This window comes from Mucilaginibacter sp. (genome assembly GCF_039207105.1).
Classification (GTDB): Bacteria; Bacteroidota; Bacteroidia; order Sphingobacteriales; family Sphingobacteriaceae; genus Mucilaginibacter.
Map to the genome: position 1 here is coordinate 1 of NZ_JBCECK010000054.1, position 21,329 is coordinate 21,329.

Annotated in this window: 20 protein-coding genes; 16 read left to right on the forward strand and 4 right to left on the reverse strand. The window is 42.1% G+C overall.

Annotation, left to right across the window (positions count from 1 at the left end; genetic code table 11):
• From AAGC65_RS12780 to AAGC65_RS12855, 16 genes are all read left to right on the forward strand, one after another.
• A partial coding sequence (locus AAGC65_RS12780) for a transketolase (protein WP_343112842.1) occupies positions 1-1,403 on the forward strand: 1,403 nt, incomplete at its 5' end.
• A gap of 75 nt (positions 1,404-1,478) precedes the next feature.
• Positions 1,479-2,048, forward strand: a complete 570-nt coding sequence (locus AAGC65_RS12785; protein ID WP_343112843.1) for a hypothetical protein — start codon at positions 1,479-1,481, stop codon at positions 2,046-2,048.
• Positions 2,049-2,050: 2 nt separating this feature from the next.
• Complete coding sequence (rpiA, locus tag AAGC65_RS12790; protein WP_343112844.1) at positions 2,051-2,758, forward strand: ribose 5-phosphate isomerase A; 708 nt, start codon at positions 2,051-2,053, stop codon at positions 2,756-2,758.
• 249 nt (positions 2,759-3,007) lie between these two features.
• The gene (gene tal / locus AAGC65_RS12795; protein ID WP_343112845.1) at positions 3,008-4,108 is read left to right on the forward strand and encodes a transaldolase; all 1,101 of its coding nucleotides are present in this window, start codon (positions 3,008-3,010) and stop codon (positions 4,106-4,108) included.
• A 15-nt stretch (positions 4,109-4,123) separates the two neighbouring features.
• Positions 4,124-4,750: an HAD-IA family hydrolase gene (locus AAGC65_RS12800; RefSeq protein ID WP_343112846.1), complete on the forward strand. Its 627-nt coding sequence runs from the start codon at positions 4,124-4,126 to the stop codon at positions 4,748-4,750.
• A 136-nt stretch (positions 4,751-4,886) separates the two neighbouring features.
• Entirely contained in the window at positions 4,887-6,317 is a 1,431-nt protein-coding gene (gndA, locus tag AAGC65_RS12805; protein ID WP_343112847.1) for an NADP-dependent phosphogluconate dehydrogenase, read from the forward strand.
• A gap of 108 nt (positions 6,318-6,425) precedes the next feature.
• Complete coding sequence (gene zwf, locus AAGC65_RS12810) at positions 6,426-7,943, forward strand: glucose-6-phosphate dehydrogenase (RefSeq protein ID WP_343112848.1); 1,518 nt, start codon at positions 6,426-6,428, stop codon at positions 7,941-7,943.
• 77 nt (positions 7,944-8,020) lie between these two features.
• Positions 8,021-8,758, forward strand: coding sequence for a 6-phosphogluconolactonase (pgl, locus tag AAGC65_RS12815; RefSeq protein ID WP_343112849.1), 738 nt, complete (start codon positions 8,021-8,023; stop codon positions 8,756-8,758).
• A gap of 377 nt (positions 8,759-9,135) precedes the next feature.
• Positions 9,136-10,047 (forward strand): helix-turn-helix transcriptional regulator, encoded by a 912-nt coding sequence (locus AAGC65_RS12820; RefSeq protein ID WP_343112850.1) that lies wholly within the window; start codon positions 9,136-9,138, stop codon positions 10,045-10,047.
• 162 nt (positions 10,048-10,209) lie between these two features.
• Positions 10,210-11,064 carry an oxidoreductase gene (locus tag AAGC65_RS12825; RefSeq protein WP_343112851.1) on the forward strand — a complete coding sequence of 285 codons (855 nt, stop codon included), beginning with the start codon at positions 10,210-10,212 and terminating at the stop codon, positions 11,062-11,064.
• A 39-nt stretch (positions 11,065-11,103) separates the two neighbouring features.
• The gene (locus tag AAGC65_RS12830; protein WP_343112852.1) at positions 11,104-11,835 is read left to right on the forward strand and encodes an SDR family oxidoreductase; all 732 of its coding nucleotides are present in this window, start codon (positions 11,104-11,106) and stop codon (positions 11,833-11,835) included.
• Positions 11,836-11,877: 42 nt separating this feature from the next.
• Entirely contained in the window at positions 11,878-12,717 is an 840-nt protein-coding gene (locus AAGC65_RS12835; protein WP_343112853.1) for an oxidoreductase, read from the forward strand.
• 4 nt (positions 12,718-12,721) lie between these two features.
• On the forward strand, positions 12,722-12,964 hold the full coding sequence (locus AAGC65_RS12840; protein ID WP_343112854.1) for an Atu4866 domain-containing protein: 243 nt from the start codon (positions 12,722-12,724) through the stop codon (positions 12,962-12,964).
• 90 nt (positions 12,965-13,054) lie between these two features.
• The gene (locus AAGC65_RS12845) at positions 13,055-14,677 is read left to right on the forward strand and encodes an NADP-dependent glyceraldehyde-3-phosphate dehydrogenase (RefSeq protein ID WP_343112855.1); all 1,623 of its coding nucleotides are present in this window, start codon (positions 13,055-13,057) and stop codon (positions 14,675-14,677) included.
• 205 nt (positions 14,678-14,882) lie between these two features.
• Positions 14,883-15,428, forward strand: a complete 546-nt coding sequence (locus tag AAGC65_RS12850) for a peroxiredoxin (protein WP_343112856.1) — start codon at positions 14,883-14,885, stop codon at positions 15,426-15,428.
• Between the two features lie 160 nt (positions 15,429-15,588).
• Positions 15,589-16,173: a carboxymuconolactone decarboxylase family protein gene (locus AAGC65_RS12855; protein ID WP_343112857.1), complete on the forward strand. Its 585-nt coding sequence runs from the start codon at positions 15,589-15,591 to the stop codon at positions 16,171-16,173.
• Positions 16,174-16,435: 262 nt separating this feature from the next.
• On the opposite strand, the gene AAGC65_RS12860 is transcribed toward AAGC65_RS12855, so the two are convergent.
• The 4 genes from AAGC65_RS12860 to AAGC65_RS12875 all read right to left on the reverse strand — a co-directional run bounded on the left by AAGC65_RS12860 (position 16,436) and on the right by AAGC65_RS12875 (position 21,213).
• Positions 16,436-17,983, reverse strand: coding sequence for a DHA2 family efflux MFS transporter permease subunit (locus AAGC65_RS12860; protein ID WP_343112858.1), 1,548 nt, complete (start codon positions 17,981-17,983; stop codon positions 16,436-16,438).
• Positions 17,984-18,133: 150 nt separating this feature from the next.
• The gene (locus AAGC65_RS12865; protein WP_343112859.1) at positions 18,134-19,192 is read right to left on the reverse strand and encodes an HlyD family secretion protein; all 1,059 of its coding nucleotides are present in this window, start codon (positions 19,190-19,192) and stop codon (positions 18,134-18,136) included.
• Positions 19,193-19,211: 19 nt separating this feature from the next.
• On the reverse strand, positions 19,212-20,582 hold the full coding sequence (locus AAGC65_RS12870) for a TolC family protein (RefSeq protein WP_343112860.1): 1,371 nt from the start codon (positions 20,580-20,582) through the stop codon (positions 19,212-19,214).
• Positions 20,566-21,213, reverse strand: coding sequence for a TetR/AcrR family transcriptional regulator (locus AAGC65_RS12875; RefSeq protein ID WP_343112861.1), 648 nt, complete (start codon positions 21,211-21,213; stop codon positions 20,566-20,568). The genes AAGC65_RS12870 and AAGC65_RS12875 overlap by 17 nt, the downstream gene beginning before the upstream one ends.
• Positions 21,214-21,329 lie beyond the last annotated feature (116 nt).

A 21,329-nucleotide genomic window follows, 5' to 3' on the forward strand; every position in this document is an offset into this window, starting at 1 on the left:
TTAATGAAGATGTAAGTGCCCGTTTCCGTTCATACGGCTGGCAGGTACAGGAAATTGCCGATGTGAATGATACCCATGCACTGGAGCTTGCCCTGATCAATGCCAAATCTGAAACTCAAAAACCATCACTGATCCGCGTTCGTTCACTGATTGCTTATGGTAGTCCTAACAAATCAGGTACTGCCGGTTCACACGGTTCGCCGCTGGGTGCTGATGAGATTAAACTGGTTAAAAACTTCTTTGGTTTTGATCCTGAAAAATCATTTGACGTAGCTCCTGAAGTATTGGATTACTACCACGGAATAGGCGCCAAAGGCCAGGGTAAAGAAGACAAATGGAACAAATTATTTGCCGATTATAAAGCAAAATATCCTGAATTAGCTGCTGAATACGAAGCCGCGTTTAAAGGCGAATTGCCTGCTGGCTGGGCTGATAAATTGCCTGTATTTAAAGGTTCAGATCCTAAAATGGCAACCCGCCAGGCTTCTGGTAAAGTGCTGAACGCTATTGCTGCAAGCCTGCCAAACCTGATTGGTGGCGCGGCCGATCTTGCCCCATCAACAGAAACCAACCTGAAAGAGTACGATTCATTTACATCTGAAAACCGTAATGGCCGTAACTTCCACTTTGGTATCCGTGAGCATGCTATGGGTTCTGCATTAAATGGTATGGCCTTAACCAAAGGTCTGTTACCATTTGGCGCTACCTTCCTGCAATTTGCTGATTACATGCGCCCGCCGATCCGTTTGGCAGCCATTATGAAAGTGAGCCCTATTTTTGTTTATACCCATGATAGTATCGGTTTAGGCGAGGATGGTACAACTCACCAGCCTGTTGAGCACTTATCAACTTTGCGTGCAATTCCTAACGTTACAGTAATACGTCCGGCTGATGCTAACGAGTCTGCACATGCATGGCGCGTAGCTATCGAGAAAAAAGGCGGCCCAACTGTATTGGTATTCACTCGCCAGGGCTTACCTATCCTTGATCAGGATAAATATGGTAAAGCATCAGGTGTAGAAAAAGGTGCTTACATTGTATCTGAAGGCAGCAAAGGCCCTGATCTGATCCTGATGGCTACCGGTTCTGAAGTATCGTTAATTATGCAGGCCCAGGAAAAACTGGAAGCAGAAGGTATCTCAACCCGCGTGGTAAGTATGCCATCATGGGAGCTGTTTGAAAAACAAGATGCTGCTTACAAAGAAAGCGTATTGCCTAAAGCAAATCGCAAACGTTTGGCAGTTGAAATGGCATCGCCAATGGGCTGGCATAAATATACTACAGACGAAGGCGATATGCTGGGCATGACCACCTTTGGTGAATCAGCTCCGGCAGAAGACCTGTACAAATTCTTCGGCTTTACCGTTGAAAACGTAGTTAACAAAGCAAAAGCACTGTTATAGTATTGAGTTATGAGTAATGAGTTTTGAGTGGTTTATACTGCTTGAAACTCATTACTTTTCATCTTGCCAATCAAAATGAAAAGAAAGTATTTTACAGCCTTCAGTATGATCATGCTATGCATGGTTATGATTTTGGATGTAAATGCTCAATCTGTTAGTGAAAAAGAAAACGTTCGGACTTTTGTTCAGAAATTTTATGATTGGTATATCGTATTATATAAGGCTCCGGTAGATAAAAAGCATCCTGTTTGTTCTTGTGAAATTGCTGTAAAGCAACGACCAGAGTATTTTGATGCACATCTTCGTAAAGCACTGATAGATGATTATGCGGCACAAGCTAAGGCTAAAGGGGAGATCGTTGGTCTGGATTCTGACCCATTTTTAGGAGGACAAGATATTGGTCTTGGTTATCAAACAGGTAAGGTCAAGAGTACCGGTAATAAATTTCTTGTCGATATTCATGATATAGGCAAAGGGAAATCCGAAAAAGAGACATTAGCAGCACCAATTGCCGTTATCGCAGAAGTTACCAAAGTGGCAGGACACCCCGTATTTACCAACTTTATCTTTTTAGATGATGGGAAACAATATAGTCTTCTACAGATGTTAAAAGATTTGAGTAACGAACGAAATAATACAAAATAACAGTGGATCAAAATAATAATATCATAAGCAATCTTGTATGGTCGGCGGAGATTACCAATATTAATGGTAAGCAAAAAGTAGCCGATGAAATTGCCGCTAAGGTAAAAGATGGTGATGTTTTGGGTGTAGGCTCGGGCTCAACCTCATACCTGGCCCTGGTTGCTATAGCCAACCGCATCCGCAAAGAAAAACTGAATGTAAAGGCCATACCCACCTCGCTGGAAATATCCATGTTTTGCAGCAAACTGGGTGTGCCCTTAACCTCCCTGTACGAAAACAAACCCGACTGGCTGTTTGATGGTGCCGATGAAGTTGACCCTAACAACAGTTTAATAAAGGGCAGGGGCGGTGCCATGTTCAAAGAAAAGCTTCTTTTGGCATCAAGCGAGGTAAGTTATATCATTGTTGATGATTCAAAAATGGTACCTAAGCTTTGCACAAATTTCCCGATACCGGTTGAGGTATTTCCGCAGGCGCTGCTTTACGTAGAGCGTGAACTGAAAGCACTGGGTGCCGATAATATACACCTGAGGCCGGCCAAAGGGAAAGACGGACCTGTGATTACCGAAAACGGCAACATCATACTTGACTGTATGTTTGATGAGGTGGGCCATAGCCTGGAGCGCGACATTAAATCCATTACTGGAGTTATTGAAAGCGGACTTTTTATTGGCTACAACCTGCAAATTTTAATGGCATCAAACACGTAGTTTGGATAAAGGATTTTTGGATAAAAGATCAAATGCTGAACAAACTATAATGCAGAGACGCATTACATGCGTTTTCCCGATGCTAAGTTTTTAAAACAATGATATTAAGGTTACTATATATTCAATATAAATTAGGAACTTTAATCAACCAATACAAATGGAAGCGGCCTGGGCAGTTTCAACCCCCGTTTGTAATAATACACCTGCCTGTAAATAATTGAATAACAAACTTTAAAACAACCTAATAAGATGGCAACTAACAATGTAAAACAAATACATAGTTTCGGACAAAGCATCTGGCTTGACTTCATCGATCGTGAGATCATGGCATCCGGAAAATTAAAAAAATTAATTGACGAGGATGGCGTAAGAGGCGTTACCTCAAACCCGGCAATTTTTGAAAAAGCCATAACCAGCAGCTCTGATTATGATAATGATATTGTTGAACTGTCAAAAACTACTGACGACAATGAGCAGTTATTTTTTGGCTTAGCCACTAAAGATATTCAGCAGGCAGCTGACTTATTTGAAGGCGTATATAATGAAGAAGTTAAAGGTTCTGACGGTTATGTGAGCCTTGAAGTTTCTCCGTTTTTAGCTTTAGACACAGAGGGGACTGCTAAACAGGCCGAAGACCTTTGGAAAAAAGTTAACCGTAAAAACGTAATGATCAAAATTCCGGGCACTCAGCCAGGTTTGGCCGCCATCAGGCAGTCAATTGCTAAAGGTATCAACATTAACGTAACCCTGCTGTTTGGTCTGGAGCGTTATGAAGCCGTAACCGAAGCTTATATTTCAGGTTTGGAAGATCACTTGGCAGCCGGTCACAATATTGAGCATATCTCATCAGTAGCCAGCTTCTTCCTGAGCCGTATCGACGTTATTGTTGATCCGCTGCTGGAAGCTAAAGGCGAAAAAGATATGGTAGGCGAAGTAGCTATCGCATCAGCTAAAAAAGCTTACGAAATTTATAAAAGAGTGTTCAGCGGTGCCCGTTGGGAAAAACTGGCCGCTAAAGGTGCAAAACCACAACGTTTATTGTGGGCAAGTACAGGCAGCAAAAACCCTGCATTTAAAGATACCAAATATGTTGAAGCATTAATTGGCCCGGATACTGTTGATACCGTTCCGTTAGAAACTATCGACGCTTTCCGCGATCATGGTATTGCTGCTAACACCTTAGAAGGTGGTTTAGACCAGGCTACTGCTACTTTAGCTAAATTGAAAGACTTAGGAATTGACCTTGACGCCATCACCCAGCAACTGGAAGACGAAGGCATCGAGAAATTCAATAAGCCTTTTGAAAAACTGTTAAACGCTATTGAAGACCAAAAAAGCAAAGTAAACTAAACCATTCTTTGCTTTATGGAAGCTGCAAATATTAAGATTCTCTTTTTTGACGTAGGAGGTATCCTGCTCACTAATGGATGGGGCCGCGATTCGCGCAAGGCTGCTTGCGAAAAATTCGGGCTTGATTACGCCGAGGTAAATGAGCTGCACAATTTTGTATTCAACGTATATGAAATTGGCGCCATCACCCTGGACGAATACCTGGATACGGTGATCTTTAATCATCCGCGCGATTTTGTTCGCGAGGATTTTAAAGAGTTCATGTACTCCCGTTCTGCTGAACTGGATGACACACTGGCCTTCTTAAAGGAATGGAAAAAAGATTGCGGTTTCCGCATTATTTCCATTAATAACGAGGGTAAGGAGCTGAATGATTACCGGGTTAAAAAGTTTAAGCTGCATGAATGTTTTGATGCCTTTGTATCATCGTGCGAGGTAAAAATGCGCAAGCCCGATCCGGGTATATGGCAGCTGGCTATGGGTGTAGCCCAGGCATCGCCGCAGCAGTGTGTGTATTTTGATGATAGGATGATGTTTGTGAACACAGCCCAAAAATTGGGTATCCGTGCTTTTCAACATACCGATTGCAAAACCACCAAACAAATATTAGAAGACCTGAAAAGGGAGAATAATAGTAAATAATATGTTGGTTCATTAGTTCACTGGTTCATTAGTTTATTAGGTTTCCTAATGATTAATAATAGTTCACCAATGAACTAATGAACCAACATGCTAATGAACCAATGAACTAATGAACCTTTGAACCAACTTTAAAAAAATGAGCGCAACAACAGATAAATATGCTTTTGGCATGATTGGCTTAGGCGTTATGGGCCGCAGCTTATTGCTAAATATGGCCGATCACGGTTTTGCCGTAGCCGGACATGACAAGGATGCCGCTAAAGTAGCATCACTGAACGAAGAAGCCGGCGACCGTGCCGCTAAAGGTTTTGGCGATGTTAAAGAATTTATACAAAGCTTAACTACCCCACGTGCTATCATGATGCTGGTTCCGGCCGGTAAAATTGTAGATGCCGTGATTGAAGAACTTACTCCGCTATTGGAGAAAGGCGATATTTTAATTGATGGCGGTAACTCGCACTTTACAGATACTAACCGCCGTGTGGAAGAACTGGAAGCTCAGGGCCTTCACTTCTTTGGTATGGGTGTTTCTGGTGGCGAAGAGGGTGCGCGCCGTGGCCCAAGCATGATGCCGGGCGGCGACAAGCAAGCCTACAACGTAATGAAGCCTATTTTTGAAGCCATTGCCGCCAAGGTTGATGGTGTACCTTGCGTAACCTATATTGGTCCGGGCGCATCTGGTCACTTTGTTAAAATGGTGCACAACGGTATCGAGTACGGAATTATGCAGCTGATTGCCGAAACCTACGAGATACTGAAAAAAGGCCTTAAATTAGATAACGACGAGATAGGCAAAATTTTTGCCGAGTGGAACGAAGGCAGGTTACAATCATTCCTGCTGGATATTACCAAAGATATTTTCAAATACAAAGCTCCGGGTACCGATCATTTATTATTAGATGATATTAAGGACGAGGCCCGTGCTAAAGGTACCGGAAAATGGACATCACAAGTGGCTATGGACCTACAAGCGCCAATCCCTACAGTTGATACTTCTGTAGCCATGCGCGACCTTTCAAAATATAAACAACTGCGCGAAAAAGCGGCTTCGCTTTACGCTAAGGATGCCATTGTATTAGAGGCTGATAAAGCCGAGTTTATAGCAGCTCTTGAACAGGCTTTCTACTTCACCATGATCATCAGCTACGCGCAAGGTATGCACTTGCTGGCAAATGCTTCTGCAGAGTACAAATATGACTTGCACCTGGGCGAAATTGCCAAGATCTGGCGTGGTGGCTGCATCATCCGTTCAAAATTCCTGAATGATATTTTCCAGGCGTATGAAAAGAATGCTGGTTTAGAGCACCTGCTGCTTGATTCAAATGTACAGGCCCTGGTTGAAGGCGCTGTACCGGGTATTAGAAAAGTATTATCAAAAACCATTGCTGCTGGTATTGCCGCACCTGCGTTTGCTGCTTCGTTAAGCTATTTTGATGCTTTCCGCAGCGCAAGGATGCCATCAAACCTTACCCAGGCTCAACGCGACTATTTTGGTGCGCATACTTATGAGCTGATCGGTAAAGAAGGCGTTTTCCATACACAGTGGGCACCAACTGAGGAGAAATAAGAAATTAGTATCAAGTAGTTAGTATCAAGTATCAAGACCAAAAGTTTAAATTTCAGGAAAAAATCCTGATACCTGATACTAACTACTTGATACCTAAAAATATCAACAATGAGCACAAACACTAAATCAGATCCTACTATATTCATCATTTTTGGTGGTACCGGCGATTTAAATTCCCGGAAAATAGCACCAGCCCTTTACAATCTATTTTTAGATGGCTGGATGCCTAAACAGTTTTCTATCATTGGTACCGGCCGTACCAAACTGACTGATGAGCAGTTCAGAGAAAACATGTTTAAGGACATTAACCAGTTTTCGCGCAGCGGTAAAACCGACGAGAAAAAATGGGCCGAATTTGTAAAAAATATCTACTACCAGGTATCGGATGCCAATGATTTTGAAACTTACAAAGAGTTTGGTAAACGTATTGAAAAACATAATGCCGAGTGGAAAACTAAAGCCAACGTATTATTTTACCTGGCGGTGGCTCCAAACTTCTTCCCGATCATCGCATCAAACATATCAAAAGCTAAATTGGCTGATGATAAAAAACGTGTGCGTATCATCATCGAGAAACCATTTGGTCATGATCTGGAAACAGCTAAAGAGCTTAACCATTTATTGTCGAATATTTTTGACGAATGCCAGATCTACCGTATCGACCACTACCTGGGTAAGGAAACTGTTCAAAACATCATGGCTTTCCGCTTTGCCAACTCCATTATGGAGCCGCTGTGGAACCGTAACTATATTGAGCACGTGCAAATTTCAGTTACCGAGCAATTGGGCGTTGAAGACCGTGGCGATTATTATGATGGCTCGGGCGCTATGCGCGACATGATTCAGAATCACCTGCTGCAATTGCTTTGCCACGTGGCTATGGAACCACCGGTTAGCTTTAGCGCCGATGAGGTACGCGACCGTAAGGTTGATGTGCTGAAAGCCATGCGCAAATTTAGTCCGGAGGATGTACGTAACTCGGCCGTTAGAGGTCAGTACGGCAGCGGCTGGATGAAAGGTAAAGAAGTACCCGGTTATCGTGATGAGCCAAAAGTTAACCCGGAATCAAACACCGAAACTTTTGCCGCCATTAAATTCTTTATTGATAACTGGCGCTGGCAAGGTGTTCCGTTTTACCTGCGTACAGGTAAACGCATGCACCAGCCGTCATCTGTTATTACCATTCAGTTTAAGGACGTACCTCACCTGATATTCCCTACGGAAGCAGCTGAAAGCTGGCAGCAAAACAGGCTGATCATCAGCATTCAGCCTGAAATGAGCATCCGCTTACAGGTACAGGCTAAACGCCCGGGAATTGACATGGTATTAAACGCCGTTGATATGGTGTTTGATTACAAAGGTACTTACACCAACCAGGCACCTGAAGCTTACGAAACACTGATACTGGATACCATGCTGGGCGATCAGACCTTGTTTATGCGTGGCGACCAGGTGGAGGCTGCATGGGAACTGGTAATGCCTATCCTGAGCACATGGCAAAATAAAAAGAGCCTGAATTTCCCTAACTATTCTGCTGATTCATGGGGCCCTGAAGCTGCTGAGGCATTAATTGCCCGCGACGGATTCACCTGGTTCACCCTGCCGGTAAATGGTAAGAAAAGATAATTAAGTTTTGAGTTTTGGGTGATGAGTTTTTAATAAGCTAACACTCAAAACTCATTACTCAAAACTCAATACATACTATGAACTTAAATATATATAATACTGCCGATGAGGTGCTTACCGGACTGGCAGATTATTTTGTTAAAATAGGTAAGCAATCCATATCGGAAAGAGGAAAGTTTACGGTTTCACTGTCGGGTGGTAGCTCTCCAAAAAAGCTGTATGAGTTGCTGGCTTCTACCTCTTATGCCGATCAGCTGGATTGGGAAAAGGTTTACTTCTTTTTTGGCGATGAGCGCAACGTACCTCAGGATCATAAAGACAGTAACTACCTGATGGCCAAAAAAGCGCTGTTTGAGCCGCTGCTGATCAGTCCGGCACAGATATTCGCGGTTGATACCACTTTTGAGCCTGCCGAAGCGGCTGCCAAATACTGGGGATTGATCGCTGCTTTTTTCGACGAAGACGAAGTAAGCTTTGACCTGGTATTGCTTGGCCTGGGCGATAACTCGCACACGGCTTCCTTATTCCCGCATACACCGGTATTGCATGATACCACACCGGGCGTAAAAGAAGTATGGCTGGAAGATCAGCAGGTTTGGCGTATTACCATGAACGCACCGCTTATTAATGATGCCCGCTACATCGCGTTTTTAGTTTATGGCGAAGGCAAAGCGATTGCCGTACACCATATACTGGAAGATGAAGAGGATATTGAAGAATACCCTGCCCAACTGATTGACTCCATAACCGGCGAAACCGAATGGTTTTTAGATGAACCAGCCGCCGCCAACCTGGAGTTTGAAGAAGAGGAATAACAGGAGTTCTTTTTAGATATTGAGACACATGTAATATGTCTTTACGTTAATCAATGTAGAGACATATCACATGTGTCTTTTTTTGTTGCGGAGGGGAAGACTTACGAAGTTTTCAAAACTTCGTAAGTCTCAATGAATGTACTAAATTGTCATTGCCACGCTGCGCTCACGGTGACAAAAAAAGGGATCAACTGCCACTTGATAATAAAGTGTACTTTATACATAGTTGTCAAAAAACGTGTTAAAATGCAATAAAATTGCCTGTTTTTACCCCGATTCTGCTCAAAAACGCGCCAAAACTATGTCTTTTTAGTATCAAAAAGTGTTAAAAAAAGTTCGTTTTATTTTATTGAAGTTTGAATTTTGTAACTTTGATTATGGCAAGTGAAACACTCGAAGAATTTTACAAGAACAAATTTGACTGGCTGCCCGATAACCTGCAGCAAAACATGGGTCACTTTAATGTATTCAGAATAGAGGACTGTATTGGGCCCAAGGCAACCAAACATGTTACCTATAGCCGCAGGAGCTTTTACAAAATAAGTCTGATGTTTGGCGACAATATTATTCACTATGCCGATCAGAGCATCGCGCTATCCGGCGCTTCACTGATGTTTTTTAGTCCGCATGTGCCTTATACCTTTGAGCAGATGTCTGACGACAGAACAGGTTTCTTCTGCATATTTACCGAGGCTTTTTTTGCCGAAAGGTTTCGCGGTGGTTTAAGCGAACTACCGATGTTTAGTTTAGGCGCCAAGCCAGTTTACGCCCTTGATAATGCGCAGGCTGAATACGTTAGTGGTCTGTTTGTGAAAATGCTGGATGAGATCAATACTGATTACGATTTTAAATATGAGCTGATCAGGAATTATGTTACCGAGCTGGCTTACTATGCGTTAAAAACACAGCCATCAGAAAATGTATACAAACACGCCAATGCCAAAACACGGATAACCTCTGTTTTTACCGAGCTGCTGGAGAGGCAATTTCCGATAGAAACGCCATCGCAAAGGTTTATGCTGCGTTCGGCTAATGATTTTGCACAGCGCTTGTCGGTTCACGTAAATCACCTAAACCGTGCCATTCGTGAAACGACAGGGAAAACCACTACCGACCATATTGCCGAACGCCTGCTGAACGAAGCTAAATCGCTTTTAAGGCATACCGACTGGAATATATCCGAAATAGGTTACTGCCTGGGCTTTGAGGAGCCTACCCATTTTAATAACTTCTTTAAAAAACAAACACAGCAAACGCCAACCTCTTTCCGCAATGTTGATTTGGTTTGATGGGGATAATGCGTTATATTTGTTATATCCGGTTCCGGAAATTAACCTGAATAAATGATTGAAATTCATAAATTGTTTGAATTTTGTAATCATTGGTTTGATTGGCGTAATGCCTAACCCCCTCCGCCGCCTTAATTTTGTTCTATCAAAAAAGAACAAAATATGGACAACAAAAAAGTATGGTTTATAACTGGTGCTTCCAAAGGATTTGGACTCAGTCTAGTAAAACAATTACTGGAAGCTGGTCAGCTTGTTGCCGCCACCTCCAGAAATCAACAGGAGTTAATTGATGCAGTTAACATCCAAAACAATAATTTTTTACCCTTGCAGGTTGATTTGGTTAACGAAAGCAGCGTATCGCTGGCCCTGCAGCACACCTATGAAACTTTTGGCAAAATTGACGTAGTGATCAACAATGCCGGTTACGGAATTGGCGGTGCTATTGAAGAACTTACCGACAAAGAAACCCGTCAGGCTTTTGATGTAAACGTATTTGCCACCCTCAATGTAATCAGGCATGTAATGCCTTATCTGCGTAAACAACGCTCGGGCCATATTATCAATATTGCATCAATAGCCGGTATAGCGCCGGGATCTGGATTTGCTGTTTACAGCGCGGCTAAGTTTGCAGTAGTAGGTTTATCTGAAGTACTGGCATCCGATGTAAAATCATTGGGTATTAAAGTAACGGTGGTAGCTCCCGGGGCATTCCGCACCAGTTTCCTTACTCCCGATGCATTAACCATGACAGCTAACCCTATAGATGATTATGCCGAAGTGCGGGCTCTGCATGCTAAATACCTGAAAATGGACGGTGAGCAAGCCGGCGATCCGGAAAAGGCTGCTGCATCGATCATTAAAATTGCCGGCGAGGCCAATCCTCCGCTTTATTTATTGTTAGGCGGCGACGCTTACAACCGGGCTTTAACCAAGCTTGATGCCTTAAATGAGGAGATCAGGGAATGGCAGGATCTTACCTGTTCAACAGATTTTGAGCTGAATCTGGAAAATAAATAACGAACCGCCTTAATAAAAATATCAAACACAGATCTACCTATGGAAAGTATTAAAGATAAGGTTATTGTAATTACAGGCGCAAGCAGCGGCATGGGCGCGGTTACCGCCCGCCGATTGGCCGAACTGGGTGCTAAAGTAGTATTGGCTGCCCGTCGTAAAGATCAGTTGAAAACGCTGGTGGCCGAACTCGGTGATAATGCCATCTACGTAAAAACAGATGTGAGCAAACGTGCCGATCTGGATAATTTAATTCAACAAGCCATAGCTAAATTTGGGCATGTAGATGTTTTGTGGAACAATGCCGGCATTATGCCCATCTCGTTTTTTGATGAGGGTTTGGTTGATGAATGGGACCGTATGATCGACATAAACATTAAAGGTGTATTATATGGTATTAATGCCGTATTGCCGCACATGCTGCAAAGAGGGCAGGGGCATATACTGGCTACCTCATCTGTTGGTGGTTTAAAAACATCGCCGGGTATAGGTGTTTACAGCGGAACCAAGTTTGCTGTTCGCGCTATCATGGATACGCTGCGTGAGGAAGTGGCTCAAACTATAAAAGTGACTACCATCTATCCTGGTGCTACACAATCAGAGCTCGGACATGATATCACAAGCCCTAAGATCAAGGCGCTTTATGGCAACTTAACAGGTATGCCAAAAATGGATGAAGATGCCATAGCCAGCGCTTTTATATATGCTATTAGTCAGCCGGGTAACATTGTTGTAAATGACATCACTTTGAGGCCACAGGGGCAAACACGCTAAGCAGTAACATATTGGTATACCATCTATCTAAAAACAAATAAAATGAGCAATCAAAAAGTATGGTTCGTAACCGGAGCTTCTAAAGGATTAGGGCTCACATTAGTAAAAAGATTATTAAAAGAGGGCTACAAAGTAGCTGCAACCTCCAGAAGTATCAGTGATCTGAATAAAGCTGTTGATAACAATGATGAGCAGTTTTTACCGCTGGCCGTGGATATAAAAAATGAAGACAGTGTGCAGCAGGCCATTGAAAAAACCATCGGTACCTTTGGTAAAATTGATGTGGTGGTAAACAATGCCGGATATGGCTTGCTGGGTGGTTTGGAAGAACTGACCAATGAGGAGGCCCGCGAAAACTTTGAGGTGAACGTATTTGGCTCACTAAATGTTATTCGCAAGGTATTGCCTTACCTGCGCGGGCAGCAATCCGGTCACATCCTGAATATATCATCAGTAGGTGGTTTTACCGGGGCTTTTCCGGGGGGCGGCATTTATTGCGCTACCAAATTTGCGGTTAACGGTTTTTCGGAAACCTTATATGCCGAGGTAAAGCCATTTGGCATTAAGGTAACCATAGTACAGCCCGGATATTTCCGCACCAGCTTTCTTTCTCAGGGTTCATTGGTAGTTCCTAAAAATCAGATAGGAGCTTATGAAAATGTGCGCAATATGATCAATATGCATCAGGACGGGATGGATGGCCAACAAGCCGGCGATCCGGAAAAAGCCGCTGCCGCCATGATCAGGATAACTAACGAGGCGGAGCCTCCGCTTAATTTATTTTTAGGCGAAGATGCTTATGGCCTGGCCAATGAAAAAATAGCATCAGTACAAAAAGATTTAGAAAACTGGAAAGAATTAACAACATCAACATCATTTTAATTACATGGAGAAAGATCAGCATATAGGCGTTTGGGTGACAAAAGATGGTTACATACGCCATGAGTTATTACCCAACGGCCGTTATGTTGAGGCTCGCGGTAATAAAAAAAACGCTTTCACTGGGTTTTATAACATCAGTGGTAAGCATATAGAATATTTAGACGATTCGGGTTTTGTGGCCAATGGCGATTTTGAAGGCGACGTTTTTTATCATGCCGGTATGGTACTGTATAAAGAATCGGCCTAACTCAAATTGATGAATTTGTTTACATGAAAAAGCTTGCTCTTTAGAGCAGGCTTTCTTTATCTTTAGGCAAATCAAACATCAATTTAAAATATGAGTTTTCAAGACCAGATCAGTTCCATATTTGTGGAGGAAAGCCAGATACCGGCCGAATTCCAGATAGAAGAAGTGCATCAGCGTGAATACCTCTGCAACGGCGAGATGAAACAGTGGATTGGGCCCGTGAGCGAAGTTTATTCACCTGTTTGTTTTCCCACTACCGATGGGTATGTACGTAAGTTAATAGGCACATACCCCATTTGTTCCGAAGAAGAAGCTAATGATGCTTTAGAGGCTGCTATTAATGCATACGATAATGGCCGTGGTGAATGGCCTACCATGAGTGTTGATGGTCGTATTCAATGCATGGAGCGCTTTATTTATAAAATGCTTGAGCAGCGCGCATTGGTAGTAAAGCTGCTGATGTGGGAAATTGGAAAATCATACGGCGATTCGACAAAGGAATTTGACCGTACCATTGAATATATCAACGCAACTATCGATGCCTTAAAGGCGCTTGACCGTAAATCGTCAAGGTTTGAAATGGCCGAAGGTTTAATAGCCCAGATCCGCCGCTCGCCGCTGGGCGTGGTGTTGTGTATGGGGCCATTTAACTACCCGCTTAACGAAACTTTTACTACGCTGATACCAGCCCTGATAATGGGCAATACCATTTTATTTAAACCACCTAAGCATGGTACGCTTTTGCATTATCCGTTGTTGAGAGCCTTCCAGGAGTCGTTTCCTAAAGGCGTGGTTAATACGGTTTATGGCCGAGGCGCGGTAGTTACCCCAGGTTTAATGCAAACCGGCAAGATCAATGTACTGGCCTTTATTGGTTCAAGCAAGGTGGCTAATGACTTGAAAAAGCGTCACCCTAAAATTAACCGTTTGCGGGCGGTGCTTAGTTTAGATGCTAAAAACGCAGCTATTGTTACTAAAAATGCCGATCTGAAACTGGCTGTGAGCGAATGTGTTTTGGGTGCATTATCATTTAACGGACAGCGTTGTACCGCCATTAAGGTAATATTTGTACACAAGGATGTTGCCGATGAGTTCCTGAAACTGCTGAGCGAGGAAGTATCCAAACTTAAATTTGGTTTGCCCTGGGATAAGGACGTAAAACTTACCCCACTGCCTGAAGCTAATAAAACCGACTATTTAACAGATATAGTTCAGGATGCCATTGACAATGGAGCCAAAGTGATCAATGAGAATGGTGGCGAAACGCTTGCCTCGTTCTTTTACCCGGCCATTGTATATCCGGTAACCGAAAAAATGAAGCTTTACCGAGAGGAACAATTTGGCCCGGTAATACCGGTAATTCCGTTTGAATCAATTGAAGAGCCAATTGAATACCAGATAGATTCGCCGCATGGCATGCAGGTGAGCATATTCAGTAATGACGCCGAAGAAATAGCCTCATTGATTGATCCTTTTGTAAACCTGGTGAGCAGAGTAAATATCAATAGCCAGTGCCAGCGTGGGCCCGATGTATTTCCGTTTACAGGCCGTAAGGATAGCGCTGAAGGTACACTTTCGGTGTTTGACGCGCTACGGGCTTTCTCCATACGCTCATTAGTAGCTGCCAAAATAAATGATACCAACAAGCGCATCATCAATGAAATTGTAAATGATAAAGATTCCAATTTCCTGAGCACTAAATTTATACTGTAAGTGTTTTTGATATTCATAAAAAGCGGCGCTCAAAGTGCCGCTTTTTTTATAAAATGAAAATTATTGAGGATTAATCTTATTGGATAAATAAAATTTATGAGTTAAATTCTGGTATATAAATAAAATCTATATAATATAGATTTTAAGAATTATCCGCCCTTTACAAAATTCCTATATTTGCATAAATAATAACAAAATAGCACTTATGTTAACGATAGGACAAAAATTCCCACAATTTTCTAAAACAGCCGTAACAAGTCTTGAAAAAGGTAAAGAGTTTGAAACATTAACTTCTGAGTACCTGGTAAATGACGATAACGTTTGGACAGTGATGTTCTGGTGGCCAAAAGATTTTACTTTTGTTTGCCCAACTGAAATTGCTGAGTTTAATAAGGCTTATGGTGAGTTCCGTGATCGTGAAACCCGTTTAATCGGTGCTTCTACCGACTCTGAGTTTGTTCACGCTGCCTGGAGACGCGATCATGACGATCTGCGCGATCTGAAATTCCCTATGCTTGCTGATACTTCAAAATCATTAGCTGAAGACTTAGGTATATTAGAGCCAAATGAAAAAATCGCTTACCGTGCTACTTTCATTGTTGATCCTACCGGTATCATCCGTTGGGTGTCAGTAAATGACTTAAACGTTGGTCGTAACGTTAAAGAGGTTTTACGTGTACTTGACGGTTTACAAACTGACGAGCTTTGCCCTTGTAACTGGGAAAAAGGTCAGGAAACACTTACTGTTTAATCCCCTGTAATCATATTTCCCCGTACATATTATTTGTGCGGGGATTTTTTATACCATAATGTGAGCAGAAAGCTTAAGGCTAAAAGCCGAAAGCTGCTCAAAACTATTAATCGTAATTGGCTTTAAGCCCTGGGCTTTCAGCTTTAAGCATAAAAAAATCATGACCGAAAGTACCGAAGTGATCCAGGAAATATTGGAAAGTATTGGATTAGATAAAGATTACAGAACAGAAGCCCTTACGCTGCTTGAAAAAGGCGAATCGCGCTATTTGCGCGATCTGAAGCTGAATTTTACAAGTACCCTTACATCCGCTCATTTAACAGATAAAGAATGCGCATTATTGGGTTTAAGCACAGCTGTAAATAACAACAATAAGCCGCTTACTGTATTTTTTACTAAGTACGCCGAAGGGCAAGGCGCTGATGCCGCCGAGATAGCCGAAGCTGTAGGTTGCGCGTCACTGCTGGCCTCAAATAATGTCTTTTACAGGTTCAGGCATTTCACGCAGAAAGAAAAATACACACAGATACCTGCACGTATCCGTATGCAGCTGATGATGAAGCCTGTAACCGGTAAAGAATTTTTTGAATTAATGAGCCTGGCTATTTCGGCTGTTAATGGTTGCGAGATGTGTGTAAATGCACACGAAGACTCATTAATAAAGCTTTCAACTACCGAAGAACGTATTTTTGATGCCGTTCGGATCGCATCGCTTATAACCTCTACCGGGAAAATAGTTTTTTAAGCTGTTTGCAAAATCCGGCAAAAAAAAAGACATGAAGTGTGTAAATTTCATGTCTTTTTCACAAATTGAAGTTTAATGCCTAATTAATTTGCGTTTATTAATTTAAAACCGCTAAATTTATACCTAAGATTAAACAGACCCCGGCTTTGCAATTTCCTTGATAAAAGCTCAATGTACCCCCGGGGCGAGTACTTAAATTTTAATTGTTAATTTTTTTTGGGGAAAGCCGTTCCTGGTAATAGAGGAACGGCTTTTATCGTTTTTAGTGCGCGTCTACCGGCATTTTAACCGCCTTTTTGAACGGTTGCAGATATAGTAGCGGTATCGAGAATAACATGACCAAACCAGATATCCAATAAGCATCATCATAGGTTAACAGCAATACTTGTTTAGTAACTGCTCCTTCAATAGCGCCATAAGCCATACGTGTGGCATCAATTACTGAGTGGCCTTTGGCCATAAAGCCATGCATATACATATTAAAACGCTCGGTAAAGGCCGGGTTGGTTGATGTAATATTGGTTAACAGGTTATTACGGTGAACACCCTGGCGAATATGAATTACAGTGGTAAGGGTAGCTATACCAAATGAACCGCCTAACTGGCGCATCATGTTGTTAAGCCCGGTTCCCTGGCCTACCTCAGGGCCTTTTAAGTCGGCAATGGCCAATGTGGTTAATGGCACAAACAATAAGGCCATACCAATACCGCGAATTACCAGCGGTGCAAAGAAATCACCTGTACCTACGGCCAGCGTTGAATTGCTGAGCATGGTGGTAAACACAAAGAACAAAAACATGCCCGCGGTTGCCATAAACTGTGCCGGGATACCTTTATTAAGCATTTTACCTATAAATGGCATCATGATAATGGTACAAAGTCCACCTGGAAACAAGATCTCGCCGGTTTGCTGGGCCGTAAAGCCGAGCAGGTTCTGACAAAATACCGGGAACACGAATACCGATCCATACAGCCCGAAGCCCAATATAAAGGATGTGAACATCCCTACGGCAAAACTTCGGTGCCGCAATATGGCAAAGTTCACAATCGGATAGTCAATGCTCATCTCGCGCCATATAAACATAATTAAACCTAATATGGCGGTAATGGTGAGTACGGTTATGTAAGTTGTAGCAAACCAATCTTCGGTTTCGCCTTTTTCCAAAATGGTTTGTAAACTACCAACCGAAATAGCCAGGAAGAGAATGCCCCACCAATCCACAGGTTTTCCCTTTTCATCCTTCGGTGTTTCGCGTACAAATGTGTAGGCAAAGAAAGCCGCCAGCGCACCTACCGGAATGTTTACATAAAATATCCATCTCCATGAAGAGTGGTCGGTAATGTAACCACCAATGGTAGGGCCAACAGTAGGGCCAACCACCGCACCTAAACCAAATAATGCGGTAGCTGTACCAATTTGTTCGCGTGGCCATGTTTCTATCAATATAGCTTGTGAGGTAGATATTAAACCACCACCGGCAATGCCCTGAATGATCCTGAACATAACCAATTCACCAAGTCCGGTAGCATTACCACACAGGAATGAGGCGATGGTAAATACAACTATTGATGTTATAAAATAGTTTTTACGCCCGAAACGGCTTCCCAGCCAACCTGACATCGGAAGTACGATTACGTTTGCTACGGCATACCCCGTAACTACCCAGGCCACATCCTCAAGGGTAGCGCCAAGGTTTCCCTGTATATCGGGCAGGGAAACGTTCACTATCGTGGTATCAATAAGCTCCAGTAAGGAGGCTATGATAACCGTGATGGTGATGATCCATTTTTTAAAGCCTGTTTCAGCCATGTTTATTAAATTCTAAAATCTAAATCCTAAACTGTAATCAGAAATCCTAAAGTTTAAATCCTAAATCCTAAACTCTAAATCCGAAATTGAACATCCGAAATCCGAAATCAAAGAAATCATCCGAAATTGAACATCCGAAATCCAAACGGATTATCCTTTAATTACAGAAACCTTTACGCTCATTCCGGGGCGTAATCTATCTAACACCTCTTTACTGGCATTTATTTTTATTTTAACAGGCACACGTTGTACCACTTTTACGAAGTTACCGGTAGCATTATCCGGAGGTAACAGGGAAAATTTAGCACCTGTTGCAGGCGAAAAGTTATATACTGTTCCTTCCAGTTTCAGGTCTGAATAAGCATCAACTTCAATGTCAACTTTTTGGCCGCTTTTCATCTCGTCAAGCTGTGTTTCTTTAAAGTTGGCAGTAATGTACAGGCTGTTGTCATTAATGATTGAAAACAGTGTTTGTCCGGCTTGTACCAACTGACCCAATTGGATGCTCTTTTTAGATACCAAACCAGATGTAGGCGCTTTGATTTTGGTATAACTTAACTGAAGTTTAGCAAAATCGATATCAACCTGCCTTTGTGATACACCGGTGATAGTAACCTTTAACTGGCTGCGTGTTGTACCAATTTGTTCAACAGCGGCTTTGTATTGGTCTTGTGATGCTTTCAGGTTAGCTTTAGCTACATCCAGATCAGATTTAGCCTGGTCAAATTGTTGCTGGGTTACAGAACCATCCTTTACCAGATCAGCATAACGTGCGTAATCTTTTTGTACTTTCTCTAAACGGGCAGCGTTTGAAGCAACCTGTGCTCTTGCGCTTGCAGAGTTAGCCTGGGTAGCAAAAATTTGCGATTGATTTACGTTGATACCGGCGCTTGCACCTACCTGTGCTGCCTGTGCTTGTTCCAGTTTTACTTTATAATCGCGGTCGTCAATTTTAACCAGTGGCTGGTTGGCATTAACGTGCGTGTTTTCTTCAAAATAGATAGAATCAACATAACCGCCAACGCGGGTAACAACCGGGCTTATATCACCGTCGATCTGCGCATCATCTGTATCAATGTGTTTACTGAAGTATATATATTCTTTTATACCGAAAATGATACCGCCAATAAGTAATACACCTAATATGATTGGAATTACCTTGTTTGGTTTCTTTTTAGGTTGTTCTTGTGTTTCTTGTTCCTTTGCCATTTTATTGATTGGTTTAGTATTATTGTTTGTTGATTTTTCCAGTTGATTTTAATAGAGTATAATAAGCTAGGCCTGCATCGGCTTTAGCCAGTTCCAGGTTTATTTGTGCCTGGTAAAGCAGTGTTTCGGCATCTGCACGGTCTGTAGCTGATGCTATGTTGCTTTTGTATTTTGATTCCAGTATTTTATTGTTCTCACCAGCCTGATCAATTGATGTTTGTAAAAGCTGTATCCTGTTGAGGGCCTGGGTGTAGTTTTGGTAGCTTTGGTTTACCTCGTCTTTGATACGGTCAACAGTGATGCTTTTGTTAATAACTGTTTGCTCGCGTTGAATTTTGGCTTCAACCACTTTGTTCTTATTTGTCCATAACGAGCTAAAGTTCCATGACAAGGTTAAGCCTGCGGTTAGCGGTGTAATGTAGTTGCCGCTTTTAGGCAGTGGATTAATGTTAGCATCAATATAGTACCCTGCAACTGATGCCGCTAATTTTGGCGAGTTATTGGCCTTTATACTTTTAATATTGGTTTCGGCCACTTTGGTACGCAGGTCAAATTGTTGTAATTCGGGCCTGGTGGTCATGGCTGTATCCAGGTAATTGCTTAAAGGGGCAACCTGCCTGTCGGCTTCGGTTATTTGGGCAATATTTAACTGGGTACCTTCTGGTAAACCTAATAAAACATTCAAATTGTAGTTAATAATGCGGCGGTTGGTTTCCAGGTCGATACCATTCAGTTCAATGTTTGATCTTTGCAGCTGGAAACGCAGCACATCATTTTTGGTTACCAGGCCTTGCTCAAAAAAACGCTGAGCTTGTTTTATCTGGGCATCAATAGTGGTTAAGTTTTGAGCAACCACTTTTTTGCTTTGCAAAACCTTGTAAAGGCTATAGTAAGAGCTGATAATGTCATAAGTGATCTGATCCTTGTCGTTATCAATATCTAAACGGGCAACCTGGGTTAAAAGATCTGTTGACTGGCGGGCATATTTTAACTTATTACCTTCAAAAATAGTTTGGTTTAAGGTAAGTATACCTACATAAGCATCAGCCCTGTTAGGCAGATTAAAACTTTCGGGGCCAAATGCCAGCTTATTTGCCGGAAATTCAACGTGGTTGTAACCATAGCTTGCACTACCTGTTGGTAATGAACGGTCCTTAGCCTGATTGTACTCAGAAACAGCTTGCTCAACTTTTGATTGTGACAATTTTAAAGTTTTACTGTAGTCAAGACCAAGCTTTACGGCCTCATTTAAAGTAATTGTCCTGTCTTGCGCATTAGCGGTTTGCATAAACAGCGCGCATGCTATTATAAACGTAACAGCATAAAGGCAGAAGGGTGGTACTGCACTTAACAGTGTAAGTTGGTTTGGGTTTTTATTTTGAGTTGTCATTTTCATTAACTAAGTATGCTTTAAAGAGGTTTTTTAAATATGTTTTGATGCGCGGTTTAAATTGTTCCTCCAACACCTTATCGTCCTGTATATCATAGCCCAGCATGGTTGATGACATGAGTGGCGTATTCACTACAAAGTTTTTAGTGCCATACATGGTGGCTACTACCATTTGTACATCAGTATCTTTCTTGAACTCCCCGCTATCTATACCATCTTGTAATATTTTGAATAGTTCAGATACACTGTTCATCAGTATGTTGCGTATCTTATCAGATAGTTCGGTACGGCGGTTCATGCTCATTTCCTGGTATAATAATTTTTGGAAGCAATTGTTATTCACCACCCTTTCGCCATATATCTCAATATACGATTCTATTTTTCCCCAGGCGCTTATATTTTCAGCGTTGCCAATATTTTGAAGGATATTTTGAAAGGAAGTTATCTTCCGTTCAATTACCGCTAAAAACAAGCCTTCTTTTGAACCAAAATAGTAATTGAGCATGGCCATATTAACTCCGGCTTCACCCGAGATCATGCGGGTTGATGCGCCGTCAAAACCCATCTCCGCGAATATGCGCTCGGCAACATCCAGGATATGGTCTTTTTTATCTATTTTATCTTTGTCCATTTTATTTTGATGGCACAAAATTAATCAAACGATTGATTAGTGTCTAATGATTCGGACTAAAAAATCAATCGTTTGATTAAGATTACTGTTGAATGACAGAATTGTTTTTATTGCAG